This window comes from Methanosarcina subterranea (assembly GCF_055385895.1).
Genome location: NZ_AP042426.1, coordinates 4,187,617 through 4,201,093, shown reverse-complemented (window position 1 = coordinate 4,201,093; position 13,477 = coordinate 4,187,617). Strand labels below are relative to the sequence as shown.

The 13,477-nt window shown below is 41.4% G+C and carries 11 protein-coding genes; 9 read left to right on the top strand and 2 right to left on the bottom strand.

What is annotated here, in order from left to right; translation table 11 throughout:
- Window positions 1-55: 55 nt before the first annotated feature.
- From cysS to ACZ5A8_RS18245, 6 genes are all read left to right on the top strand, one after another.
- Window positions 56-1,477, top strand: coding sequence for a cysteine--tRNA ligase (gene cysS, locus ACZ5A8_RS18270; RefSeq protein WP_464530767.1), 1,422 nt, complete (start codon window positions 56-58; stop codon window positions 1,475-1,477).
- Between the two features lie 360 nt (window positions 1,478-1,837).
- Entirely contained in the window at window positions 1,838-2,986 is a 1,149-nt protein-coding gene (locus tag ACZ5A8_RS18265) for an RNA-guided endonuclease TnpB family protein (protein ID WP_464530766.1), read from the top strand.
- A gap of 333 nt (window positions 2,987-3,319) precedes the next feature.
- Window positions 3,320-3,445 carry a hypothetical protein gene (locus ACZ5A8_RS18260; RefSeq protein ID WP_464530765.1) on the top strand — a complete coding sequence of 42 codons (126 nt, stop codon included), beginning with the start codon at window positions 3,320-3,322 and terminating at the stop codon, window positions 3,443-3,445.
- A 465-nt stretch (window positions 3,446-3,910) separates the two neighbouring features.
- Complete coding sequence (locus ACZ5A8_RS18255) at window positions 3,911-4,384, top strand: CU044_2847 family protein (RefSeq protein ID WP_464530763.1); 474 nt, start codon at window positions 3,911-3,913, stop codon at window positions 4,382-4,384.
- Window positions 4,385-4,641: 257 nt separating this feature from the next.
- Entirely contained in the window at window positions 4,642-5,556 is a 915-nt protein-coding gene (locus ACZ5A8_RS18250) for a S16 family serine protease (protein WP_464530762.1), read from the top strand.
- 157 nt (window positions 5,557-5,713) lie between these two features.
- On the top strand, window positions 5,714-6,124 hold the full coding sequence (locus ACZ5A8_RS18245; protein ID WP_464530760.1) for a hypothetical protein: 411 nt from the start codon (window positions 5,714-5,716) through the stop codon (window positions 6,122-6,124).
- A gap of 290 nt (window positions 6,125-6,414) precedes the next feature.
- Here ACZ5A8_RS18245 and ACZ5A8_RS18240 read toward each other — a convergent pair whose 3' ends face one another.
- A complete protein-coding gene (locus ACZ5A8_RS18240; protein ID WP_464530759.1) occupies window positions 6,415-6,876 on the bottom strand; it encodes a GNAT family N-acetyltransferase in 462 nt (153 codons plus the stop codon).
- Window positions 6,877-7,215: 339 nt separating this feature from the next.
- On the opposite strand from ACZ5A8_RS18240, the gene ACZ5A8_RS18235 reads away from it, so the two are divergent.
- From ACZ5A8_RS18235 to lysS, 3 genes are all read left to right on the top strand, one after another.
- Window positions 7,216-8,073 (top strand): metallophosphoesterase, encoded by an 858-nt coding sequence (locus ACZ5A8_RS18235; RefSeq protein ID WP_464530758.1) that lies wholly within the window; start codon window positions 7,216-7,218, stop codon window positions 8,071-8,073.
- A 574-nt stretch (window positions 8,074-8,647) separates the two neighbouring features.
- Window positions 8,648-11,200 (top strand): PocR ligand-binding domain-containing protein, encoded by a 2,553-nt coding sequence (locus ACZ5A8_RS18230; RefSeq protein ID WP_464530757.1) that lies wholly within the window; start codon window positions 8,648-8,650, stop codon window positions 11,198-11,200.
- Between the two features lie 449 nt (window positions 11,201-11,649).
- A complete protein-coding gene (lysS, locus tag ACZ5A8_RS18225) occupies window positions 11,650-13,185 on the top strand; it encodes a lysine--tRNA ligase (protein ID WP_464530755.1) in 1,536 nt (511 codons plus the stop codon).
- Between the two features lie 79 nt (window positions 13,186-13,264).
- Here lysS and ACZ5A8_RS18220 read toward each other — a convergent pair whose 3' ends face one another.
- Window positions 13,265-13,417, bottom strand: a complete 153-nt coding sequence (locus ACZ5A8_RS18220) for a hypothetical protein (protein WP_322221476.1) — start codon at window positions 13,415-13,417, stop codon at window positions 13,265-13,267.
- Window positions 13,418-13,477: the final 60 nt, after the last annotated feature.

The window sequence follows — 13,477 nt, the reverse complement described above, 5'->3', positions numbered from 1 at the left end:
TTTTGCTTTCTTCTATATGCTTTCAGGCATTTTCCAATAATCAGAGGCGTTCCGAATGCTGCAAGTCTACAATACCCTGACAAGAACAAAGGAAATATTCAAACCTGTAAAGGAAGGCGAGGTTTCGATTTATGCGTGTGGGCCCACGGTCTACAATATGCCCCATATAGGAAACTACCGAACTTTTCTAATGACTGACAATATCGTTAGAACCCTTGAGTATCTGGGGTATAAGGTAAAACTCGTGATGAATATTACGGATATCGATGACAAAACTATCAGGGACTCAAAAGAAGCCGGAATGTCTCTTAAGGACTTTACGGATAAATACACTGCAGAATTCTTTAAAGGCCTTGATATGCTGAACATAAAGCGGGCTTCAGCATATCCAAGAGCTACGGAAAATGTTGACGGGATGATCGAACTTGCACGGAAGCTGATCGAAAAAGGGCTGGCCTACGAAAAAGGCGGGTCTGTCTATTACAGGATTTCAGGGTTTCCGGATTACGGCAAGCTTTCAAAGCTCGATTTTGATAATATCATAATTGGCGCATCCGTAGATGTGGATGAATACGATAAAGACAATCCGAGGGACTTTGCTCTTCTGAAAGCCTCAACTCCTGAAGAGATTGAAAGGGGGATCTATTATGAAAGTCCCTGGGGGAAAATCCGCCCTGGATGGCACATCGAATGTTCGGTAATGGCAATGAACAGTTTTGGTCCGACTCTGGATATGCACATCGGAGGCGTAGACCTTATTTTTCCTCACCATGAAAATGAGATTGCCCAGTCAGAAGGCGCAACAGGAGAACCCTTCGTATGTAACTGGGTTCATGGAGAGCACCTTATAGTTGAAGGGGAGAAGATGAGCAAGTCCAGAGGAAACGTTTTCACCCTGCCCGAAATTGTTGAGAAATACGGGGGGGAGGTTGTACGCTTCATGTTCCTTTCAGTACACTATCGAAAAAAGCTGGATTATTCCGGAGCCTTTGCAGAAAATGCAAAAAATAATTATCTGAAGCTCAAAGAGACCCTTGATAACCTTGAATTTGCTCTGAAGAATGTAGAAGATGAATCAAATCCCGGAGACCTGGAAACCCTTAAATCCCTTCCTGAACTTGAAACTCAATTCAGAGAAGCATTAGAAGACGATTTTAATACTCCTAAAGCCATAACAGTTTTCAGGGAGCTTTCGCGCACATCTAACGTATACCTTGAAGCCGGAAGAAACAGGCAGGTTCTGGAGCAAATCCACTCCCTTTATAAGCAATTTTCAGATGCTTTTGGCATCTTCGCACAGGTAGGCAAAGAGGAAATCCCGGAGGAAGTTGCCAGCCTGGTGGAAGAACGTGAGGCAGCCCGGAAAAAGAAAGACTGGGCAAATTCCGATGTGATCCGGGAGAATATAAAATCTCTTGGTTATATCGTTCAGGACACAAAAGAGGGACCGAAAGTCAAAAAAGCCGAAGAAAGTTAAAAGGTAAAGTATTCTTCGAGTAAGCTCGGGTTAAAGAGTTAGATCCACTTTTCTTTCTCTATCCCAGCTCTTTCTATGCAGCATGGATAGAAAAAGTAAGATGAAGAGTATACTCATTCAGTCTCTTCATTCAGTCTCACCAGGACTTTTAACCTTTTTTTCCCTGGAAATCACAACATCTTCTCGTAATTCCTGTAATATTGCAGGATTTTATCTCATAAGGCGGGAAGCCCCCTTCCTCAGCACATCGGACTTTCGCCCGAATGGTACAGGGAGGGGATGAGAGCCGTCAACTTCCCAACATCATACCGGTAGTTATCCTGTTAATATTGATATAGTTTCCAAACGTATATAATGCCGATGAAGAGAGGAATCCGATACAGAATTTACCCTAATAAGGAACAAAAAGCCCTTATGGAAAAACACTTCGGCAGTACTCGATTTGTCTACAATAAACTTCTTGAAATAAAATCATTGATGTATAAAAAATTCAGAATAAGTATATCTGAATTTGAACTTAATAACCATATTCAAGTTCTTAAAGAAGCTTATCCTTTCTTGAAAGAAGTAAATTCTCAATCTCTGCAACAAACTAGCAAAAATCTTAATTCTGCATTCAACCATTTCTTTAAGGATGGGTTTAAATATCCACAAAAGAAAAGAAAAAGAGATAATTATTTCTCTTTCCAAATTCCACAACATTATATTATTAATTTTGCTACCTCTAAAATTAATTTACCAAAAATCGGTTGGATAAAAGTTAAGATACATAAGCAACTTTTTAAGGAAATGGAATTAGAAGGAAATATTATTAAAAGTAATTCTAATTCTGAATTTCTAAAAACAATAACGGTATCGAGAACCCCTACAGAAAAATACTATATCAGTATCTTAACTGATGATGGAGAGAAATGTCCTGAACCTGAATCATTTTCCCATGCTACAATGATTGGAGTTGATGTTGGACTTTTGACTTTTGCTACTCTTTCTACAGGAGAAAAAATAGATAATCCTAAATTCCTGAAAACTTCTCTTGAAAGATTGAAATTCTTGCAAAGAAGAGTTTCCAGGAAAGTCATAGGTTCAAAAAACCGTAGAAAGGCAGCATACAAACTTGCTAAGTTGCATGAGAAAATTGCTAATCAGAGACATGACTTTCAACATAAAGTTTCAAAAAAGCTAATCAGCGAAAACCAAGCAGTAGCAGTTGAAACTTTAAATATTAAAGGAATGAAAAAGAACCACAAATTAGCACAGGCTATTAGTGATTCAGCATGGTATTCTTTCGTGCAAAAATTAACATACAAAGCTGAATGGTCTGGTAAAACAGTTTTGAAGATAGGTCAATGGGAATCATCTTCAAAAACTTGTAACGTTTGTGGTTATAAGCATCCAAATTTGACAGAAGATATTAGAGAGTGGCTTTGTCCTTCCTGTAATGTTTTGCATGATAGGGACATTAATGCAGCTATCAATATAAAGAAATTCGCCGTAGGGACTACGGTTTGAGCCTGTGGACCAGGAAAAAACGGCAACCGCCTAGTATGAAGCAGGAAGCACCTTCCTCAAAAATCTGAGTTTACGAAGATTTTAGGTAGGTGTAGTTCACTCAAGAAATCCTGTAGAATTCTATCGAATCCTTTCTTTACATTTTTTAGCTTTACTCAAAAATACCTCTGTTCCTGTCTCTAAAGCCACTGATCAGGCCATTCTGATATATCAGTCCTTTTAAAGCACAGCAGGCATTTTGCATATTTTGCTTCCGATCATGTATATATCAATAGTAGATTGATTACTAATGGGCAACAGATGCCCATACCGGGTAAGAGGAGGTGAAATGGTATGGTAAAGTGCGGAATATGTGGAGGTGAGGCCCCGAGGCAGCCTTGCATTACTGAACAGGGGACCTGTAATATCTGCAATAAGAAAGTAAAACTTGCAGAAGGAGAATCCGAGGAAATGGAATAAAAGCATGAGGAAAATCGTGTCAACTATTCCTCACTCTGACAGGCGAAGTTTACATCAGTAAAAACTCTGCAAAGGCAGGGTAATCACTGCTCTTTCCAGAAAATATAGATTCAAGAATATAATGTCCAGAAAATGTAAAAAGTTCCAAGTCTGGGGAGTATAAAAAATTCCCATGCTTTCAATCTTTTTTCCTCAAATTTATTTTCCCTGCAATTTATCCTACTTTCCTTGTATTTTGGCTATTTTTACCTTATTTTTTCCTTGAACTTTAATTAATTTCTTTACGAGTTTCAACTTTAGTGCTACTTTCTTAGCCATAGTAGCTGAAATCTAAAATCCGAAATCTGATATGTCAACAATTATTTATTCAATTATATACTATTTTATATATCTTATTCACTCTTTCCGGGCCGTATCCTTTCTTTCTATCATACGTCCCTTTATTGCCTATGGGGGTAACAATGCGTGAACTTTAAAGGTATTATCAATAAAGGCTCGACCAATAATGAAGATAAAGATGAAGATAAAAATGAAAATAAAAAGCCCAATAAGGAACCTGTAAAAATAGGGCCGCTTTTAGCCGAACTGGGGCATGCTCCAGGTACAATAAAAATGACGCTCGTATCTCCGAAAGCTGTGGAAGAGAAATCCGTAGATTCGATTAATAATGCAATGCTTCTTATCAAGGAGCTTTCAAGAAAGGTTGGAGATACTGTGGAGGAAATACCTCTTGAACGCAGGCCTTCTCAGGTACAGCTAAGCTTTAACCTTCGCCTGACTACAGATGGTAGGGCAGTCATTACCAAATCAGATAAAGAAACAAACCTGAAAGTAACATTGATGTGGAGACACGACGGAAAAGACAGCGAAGAACTTATAGAGCAAGCCAAAGAGCAACATATAGATGAAAGTAGTGTAAAAAGAGGGCTATACTCCTGAAAGACCAGCCATAAGAGCCAAAAACAGGTTATGGACAACAACTGGTTATGGATAATCTTGCTGATAAGTCTTTGTTCAGCGAATATACCTGCTCAAAAATACGGGTTTCTTGAAGGGAGATACATTTCAATTTACTCGCTGAAAAGATAGTCAGTCCCATACATTATGCTGTCTGCTCCGACTCTGCTCTTTTCTGTAGTGTCTCCCTTTATCCGAAGGAAGAAATAAGTACCAGCCGGGACAAATTGATTCGTTATATGAAATCCAAGCTTCTTGCCTTTATTCTTGTCCTTTCGCTTGTTGCGAATGCTTACCTTCTTCTGTTCGAGCAGGCTCCGGTTGAGGGAGAGCAGATCCAGGAAATGCAGGCACAGATAAATTCCCTCGAAAGGGAAAATAAAAGACTCGAAACGCAAGTAACTCAAAATAACCAGTCTCTCCAGTCTTATGCTTCTCAGCTGGATTTCTACAGGGAAAGAGTTTTCGAACTCGAAAATAACCTTCAAGCCTGTCCTGCAGGCATGCAGGGTTTTGCCACTTTACAGGCTCCTGCTGTCTTTCAGAATGTTGAATTGGAAAAATCAGGTCCTTTTGTCCGGGAGGTAGTCTCTGAAGAGGGAGCTCTACTGAATATCTCGGTTGAAACCAGAGCCGGAAAGGGTCGGGTGCTTGTCCAGACTACTCCTCTTATGGGCGTGATCTTTCAGGATGCTGCAAATACTGCAGTTTTCGTTGCACAGCAGGAAACCGGAATTTCTCTTTCAGGCAGTGATGTTATCTTCAGCATTACTGCAGACCAGGAAATCCCTGGTGTCGATGGTTCGAGTGCAGGTGCTCTCATGACTCTTCTTACGATTTCCGCAATCAATGGAACCGAACTTAATGACAGTGTAACCCTTACCGGTACCATTGACGATGAAGGCAATATCGGCGCTATAGGCGGGGTTTTCGAAAAAGCCACTGCAGCAGAAGCAGGGGGGAAAACTCTCTTCCTTCTGCCCAGAGAAAACAGTGAGCTTGTTATTTACAACATCGTGGAAAGAAAGGTTGGCGGTTTTACTGTTGTTGAGAGGGTTCCGGAAGTTGTAGACGCTGAAGAATACATTGAGGAAGAAGTAGACATTGATATCCAGTATGTAGACACGATTGAGGATGTGCTGAGGTGGATGTAAGGCAAAGTGTTATCTCTGAGTGATGAAACTGAGATCGGGACTTGAGTTTATTTGAGTTTTGCTTCGGTCCTGAGATCGACTTTTTAATTTTTACTAACTGTGCCCAAAATTTATTATGTTTGCGAAACATCATCCTAATTAAAAACAGGTTATCGATATGTTTGATCAACTCATCCCTCGCCAGCGCAAGATGACCACAAGGCTGGGCGGTTTCCTCGTCCTCATGAGTGAAACCATGTTCCTTTTTTCAATTTTGAACTTCCTCATGATCAGCCGCTTGCAGTATTACAGTTCCGGAGATTCATATATCCGGGCTGTTTTCCCGCATTATCTGCTTTTTCTCGGAGCTATGGGACTCGTTGGAATAACCGCCATGTGGATCATTTACGTATATATCCTGCCGAGCAAGCAGCGTTTCGCTGAGGAACAGGCGGTTAAGGACAACCGGAGTCCGACATATGATAAAATTCTTCAGGTACAGGCTGAGCTTGCAGAGATGCGGAAAATGATGGAGGAGCTATCGGTGAAGATAGAAAAGCTTGCAGAGCAAAAAACAAAAGGTTCTTAACGATGGCTCTTAAAATTTGGGAGTAAGACTAATTCTAAAGCAGGGCAAAAAGGAAAAAGGGAAAAAAGGAATGAAGGGGAAAAGAAGGGAAAACCGGAAAACCGGAAAAAAGGGAAAAGCAAGCAAAGAGAGGTAAAAATAGGTAAAATAAGATAAAAACAGATAAAAGAAGATAATAGGTAAAAGAAGATAATAATAGGTAAAAAAAGATACTAATAGGTAAAAGAAGATAATAATAGGTAATAAAGGATAAAAAAAGGGAATTCCAGACCATTGTTTCCGGATCGGTTTTAACTAATCTCCAGATTTTTCACCATTTTGTAGTATCTTAAGTTTTGCCCGTTTCTTACCGGAATTATCTCTTTAGACTTTGTTTGATACCCAAGAGCCCTGTAAAATGGATAAGCTACAAGCGAAGCATCCAGATCCAGCATCCTGACTCCCTCTTCTACAGCTTTGTCTTCAAATCCGTGCATAATTCTCTTTCCGAACCCCACTTTCTGATATAAGGTCTTTATGAAGACCTTTCTGGCATTAGAGTCCAGGAGGGTGCCTGTCCCTATTATTTCCTTCCCGCAGGTAAGAATCAGGCAGTATCCTTTGAGTATGTCATTAAGGATATTCTCTGTATTATGGTACTCTTTAAAATAGTCAACAGCTTCGCAGGGATAAATGTCGGAATAGCACGCATCAATTGTCTCATATATTAGCCGTTTCAACGTCTTAATATCTTCAGGTTTTGCTGTTTCCATTTTTATTTCTTTGGATATTATTTCTACTTCTTTCGCTATTGTTTCTACTTATCTGGCTATTATTTCTCTAGATGCCCTATTTCCTTCCCGGGTATTTTATTTAACAAAAATACCTTTTGATTATTTCACATCAATTTAAATTTTTTAGATGTTTCTTTCTTGCCTTGATCGAGCGTTTTTAATCTCATCCGATTTTATAACATCTATTTTATTTATATATCATGACGTACATATTCTGTACCTGAACGCTGACCTGCCTGAGAACCACCAAAAACTTCTCTACTGAAATTTTTATCCTAGCATACTATCACATTTAAAAACCCTCTCTACTGATTCTTTATGCCGCCTGAAATCATACCTATTCTTGAAGAACCCGCACTTACAGCCACGAACACGGAAACTGCCCTGGTTATCGCCGATATCCACCTGGGGATCGAATGGGATCTCTACAGGAGCGGAATTAATCTGCCCAGCCGCATGAAGGATCGGCTGGACCGGATTCTGGGGTATATACAGACAGTTTCTCCTGACCGGGTGGTGCTCCTTGGAGATATAAAACACAACGTTCCTCAGGTGTCCTGGCAGGAAAAAGATGAGATTCCGCACTTTCTTGAAACGCTTGCAGAATACGCGCATGTGGATATTCTACCGGGAAACCATGATGGAGGAATCGAATTTCTCTTCAGCGGGCAAAAGGATATAAAAGTCCATTCGGCAAGGGGTGCTGTCCTTGATGGGATAGGGTACTTCCATGGGCATACCTGGCCTGCTCCTGAACTGTTGACTGCGTCCCACGTGATCGTTGCCCATAACCACCCTACAATCCGTTTTACCGATACATTCGGGTATTCTATAGTTGAATCTGCCTGGATCAGGACGAAGTTCAAAGCCGAAGCTTTTAAAGAACGCTTTGGAAACCTTGATTTTGAAAACGGGTACGACTGGGCTGACCCTGAAGTTTTTATCATGCCTGCCTTTAACGAACTTTGCGGAGGTGTTCCCTTTAACGAGTCAACGCAGGAAGATCTTCTGGGTCCGGTTTTCTCGTCCGGCGGGATAGAACTTGAAAATGCCGAGGTGTACCTGCTTGACGGGACAAGGCTCGGGCAGATCCGAAACATCCGCAAGCTGCAGCATACAAAGGTTAGAAGCAATATCGGGAGTATGAGGCGCAAAAACCCGGAAAAATCAGTATGAGCCAATGGTCAGACAGCCAGAGGATTTAACTTTAAGCGTCGGAGCAGGTTTGTTACATAAAAATAGCTTTCGGCTGTATCTTTTGAAAAAGATTTCAAGTTTCTGGCGAAAATAGCCCTGTTCTTTTTCTGACTTTTAAGTTCCTTATCTAAAATACCTCCTCTTATTTTTTTAGTCTAATTTTTCTTTTAAAACCCGTTCAACAAAACATTTATCAACATCTCCAAATTTCTTTATGAAATTAAAGATATATTACTGACTCAAATAATTACCGACATGAATTTTCAGATTATTTCGAGAGAAAAACCAAAGACAGAAAACAATTCAAATGTATCAGAAATAATAGCATGTAACTTATATTCCCTTATTACTTTCATATAATACTAAATTTGTCAGGCTTACTTACAGACAATAGAAGGTTGAAGAAGTGCAGCAGGATAACCGGGAAGATCCTGAATCCCGCATCACCGCAGATAGTGATATCAGGCGGGTGCGCGAAGAGGCGGATCTGGAACTTGATAACAATGGCACACTACCTGATGGTTTCTATATTACTTAGGATATTACCAGGGGCATGAGGGCGGAAGAAGCTAAACTGACAGGCAGACAGTGCCAGATTGAGGAACGCATCAGGCCTAAATTGGAAAGCATTCTTTCGCCTGTTCTGGGGATGGAGAATATGGAGCTTGCTGATATTATTGATGCCCAGGCAATCCAGTCCCTCATGGATGATTTCTATACGTTTGCTCACATAACCATGGCCCTGGTAGACCTCAAAGGCAACGTTTTGGTAAGTATCGGATGGCAGGATATCTGCACCGGATTCCACAGGGCTCACCCTGAAACCTGCAAGCACTGTATAGAAAGTGATACAAAGCTATCCGCGGGCGTTCTCCCTGGAGAGTTTAAGCTGTACAGGTGCAGGAACAATATGTGGGATATAGTGACCCCGATTATTGTGGGCGGTCAACACGTCGGCAATATTTTCTCAGGTCAGTTCTTTTTTGAGGATGAGTTTCCGGACTATGAGATCTTCCGATCCCATGCCAGAAAATACGGTTTCAATGAAGAAGAATACATGGCAGCGCTTGAAAAAGTTCCGCGGTTGAGCAGGGAGACTGTAGATACAGGCATGACCTTCTTAACGAAACTTGCTCACATGCTCTCACAGTTAAGCTACAGCAATATCACGATGTTCCAGGCGCTGGCGGAACGTGATGCCGTTGTTAATGCATTGCGGGAGAGTGAGAAGCGTGAGAGAGCTCGCTCGGATGAACTCGCAGTATTACTGGATGCAGTGCCCACTGCAGTATGGGTAGCCCACGACCCCCAGGCACTTCATATAACTGGCAACCGGCTCTATTATGAATGGCTCCGGATTCCTGAAGGCTCAAATGCTTCCAAATCCGCTACTGAAGGAGAGATACCGGAAACCTTCAGGGTATTCAAGGATGGAGTAGAGCTGTTGCCTGCAGAGATGCCGCTTCATATTTCGGCTGCAGGCACAGAGCTACTCGACTACGAATTTAACTTTGTCTATCCTGACGGCACGATGCGACACTTACTGGGTAACGCTAAACCCTTGCGCGATGAACAGGGCAACCCACATGGATCAATTTCTGCATTCATAGATATCACCGAGCGCAAACGGGTCGAGGAGACATTGGCTTTCGAGCGATCCCAGCTCCTGTCCATTTTCGATGGTATCGACGATGTGGTGTATGTGACTGATCCGCATACCTATGAGGTGCTGTACGCGAATAAGGCGATGAAGGAGAAGTTCGGCGGTGAACTAGTGGGAGGGATTTGCTATCGGGAGTTCCAGCAGAGAGACTCTCCCTGTGATTTCTGCAGCAGTCCTATTATTTTAAAGGAGAGGGACAAGCTCTACCATTGGGAGTATTACAACCCCACAGTGGACCGGCATTTCATGATCATGGACCGGATCATCAAGTGGCCGGACGGCCGGGATGTACGGTTCGAGATCGCCAAGGATATTACCGAACGCAAAAAAGCAGAAGTAGCTCTAAAAAAGGCATACGACGATTTAGAAGGAATAATTGAAGAACGAACAGCCCAGCTTGAAGGCGCTTATAAATCATTGAAAGAGAACGAGAAAGGCCTTGCTGAAGCTCAAAAAATGGCTCATATCGGGAACTGGGAATGGGATATTGCATCGGATAAAGCGTACTGGTCTGAGGAAATGTATCGTATTTTCGGACGAGATCCCAAAAAAGCAGCACCATCTTACAATGAATATTTATGTTACATCCATCCAGATGATCGAGACCACTATTGTAATGCCATTAAAAAAGCTGTAAAAGGAAAATCATCTGGTATTGATTACAGGATTGTCCTGGCTAACGGGGAAGAGCGTATAGTCCACCTGAAATCGGAATTTGTTTCGTATAATGTAACTGTCCCTGTTCGAATAAAAGGAATAGTTCAGGATATCACTGAACGTAAAAAGGCTGAAAAAGCTCTGGCAAATCTTGAGACTGCCCGCAAAAAAGAAATTCATCACAGGATCAAAAATAACCTGCAGGTTATCTCTTCCCTTCTCGATCTGCAGGCTGAAAAGTTCCGGGATAAAGATGTACTTAAAGCTTTCAGGGAAAGCCAGAATAGGGTACTTTCAATGTCCCTTATTCATGAAGAATTATATCAAGGGGAAGGAACCGATACTCTGAACTTCTCAGAGTATCTTCGAAAACTAGCTAAAAATCTCTTCCAGACTTATAGCCTTAGAAGTAAAAATCTGCATCTATTAATGGATCTGGAAGAAAACGCGTTCTTTAATATGGATACTGCTATTCCGCTAGGAATAATCGTCAATGAACTCGTTTCGAATTCTCTTAAACATGCATTTACTGAAGGTGAAGAAGGGGAAATTCGCATCCAGCTTTGCAGGGAAGAAAACAATGATAAAATACACGAATCTCTTTTCAGCCTGACAATTTCAGATAACGGAAAAGGAATCCCTAAAAATATAGAACTGGGGAGTATTGAATCGCTTGGATTGCAGTTAGTAAATATACTTATTGACCAGCTGGCCGGTAATATTGAGCTTAAAAAGGGACCAGGGACAGAGTTCATAATTTCATTTAAGGCCGAGGAAAGATTATAAATCCTGTGAATTAATTCACAGAATAATATGCAGTGTGAATTTCTGCAGCAAAGTCTGTGTGAAGAAGCTTCTCAGAGAAAAATAGTATTTTTCATTAATCTGTAGATTCTTTTCTCAATATTTTTATATAAAATGCATGGATGTATGGAAAAAAATAAATGTCAGGAATCAGGCTAATAGACAGTTATTATAATAGACAGTTGTTATTCTTATAATTCAGACCTTCAGTATTCAGCCACGAAGTGGATGTATAATTCCCAGTAATTCACAGGCTCCTGGCAGATCCTTTAAAACCCTCTTCTGCGTTGAGTTGGGCTGATTTATTGATTATTGATACATTTATAGTTTCTTTAAGCAGGTTACTGATTGATTGTTGATCGGTCTGCTAATTGACTATTAACCAATTTACTAATTTATTCACATTAACCTGAAGAGGATGTACTGATTAAATGACCATGGAAATTAACAACACGGACATCTCTGAAAAAATGCCCCTGCCTGATTATACCAGTTTATCGGGTTCCGGAGCTTTTGACGACTCAAAACTTGCAAAATTAAACGGTATAATAAGCCAGGGACTCAACCCATATCCCTATAAGTTCGAAAAGAACGGGGATATCTGCGATATCCTTAAAAAATTCGAAGACTTTGAAAAAAATGATGGCTTATCTGTCAGGACCGCAGGAAGGCTCTATAATATCAGAAAGCACGGTAAAATGATATTTGCCGACCTTGGTGACCAGACCGGCAGGATTCAGGTGCTTGTAAGGAAAGGAAACCTCCCGGATGAAGAGTTCGAGACTGTAAAGAACCTTGTGGACTCCGGAGATATCATAGGGGTTCAGGGCGAGATTTTCAGAACAAAGAGAGGAGAAGATTCCATTAGTGTGTCTGAATTTGTCCTGCTTTCCAAGTCCCTGTGTGCCCTCCCCGAAAAATTCCACGGCTTAAAAGACGTCGAGACCAGGTACAGAAAAAGGTACCTTGACCTTATAGTCAATGCCGAAAAGAGAGAAATTTTCGTTATGAGGAGCAAAATGATCTCCGAAATCAGAAGATTCCTTGCTGAAAGGGAATTTCTCGAGTTTGAGACCCCTGTGCTCCAGACCGTATACGGAGGCGCAAATGCAAGACCCTTTACAACTTTCCACAACTGCCTCGGCCAGAACCTGTTCCTCAGGATTGCCCCCGAACTTTACCTCAAAAGGCTTGTTGTTGGCGGATACGAGAAGGTCTTTGAGATTGCCAAAAACTTCAGGAATGAAGACATTGACACAACCCACAACCCTGAATTCACAATGATTGAGGTCTACGAGGCTTACAGAGACTATAATGATATGATGGACTTAACCGAAAGTCTGATCTCTGAACTCGTATTCAAGTTGACAGGCGGCTATGAAGTGCAGATGGGAGAAAAAACTATCAACCTCCGCTCTCCGTGGAAGAGGATTTCCATGGAAGATGCCTTAAAAGAATATGCTGAGCTTGATGTCTTTGCTCATTCTATTGAAGAGCTGAAGAAAATCGCCATCGAGAACAGGATTGAAGACTACGAAAAGGCAAAAAGCCACGGTGAGTTTCTTGCCTTGCTTTTTGAGGGTCTGGTAGAGGACAAACTCATAAACCCGACTTTCATATACGATTTCCCTGTAGAAAACTCCCCCCTCGCTAAAAACCACAGGGAAAAAGCAGGTTTTGTCGAGCGCTTCGAGCTTTTCCTTAATGGCTGGGAACTGGCAAACGGGTATTCCGAATTAAACGACCCGCTTGAACAGGAAAAGAGGTTCGAAGACCAGGATAAGAAAAGAAAGCTTGGAGACCTTGAAGCCCAAACAGTCGATTACGATTTCATAAACGCTCTCGGGTACGGACTGCCCCCAACCGGAGGCATGGGGCTCGGAATTGACCGCCTTACCATGATCCTTGCAGGCCTCGAATCCATCAAAGAAGTAATCCTTTTCCCGCAGATGAAAAGGGAAGACTGATTGATTGGTTGATTGATTGATTGATTGATTGATTGATTGATTGATCAATTCAGACTAATTCTGTTCCGCAGGTCCGAGTTTATACTGCTAAGCGGACAGGCCAGCCGGGGAGAAAATCCCCTTCTTTTTTATTCCAGACAAGCCTGAAAGGAACCTTCCGCTTGTTCTTTATTTGCAGCACCGCACGCCGCCCGTGTCCGCCTTCATCAGTACCGGAAAAAAATATTAACATTAACTGCGCGGGGTGGCTCGGATTTTACATACTGATATTTATACTCGTGCGTATTAACAA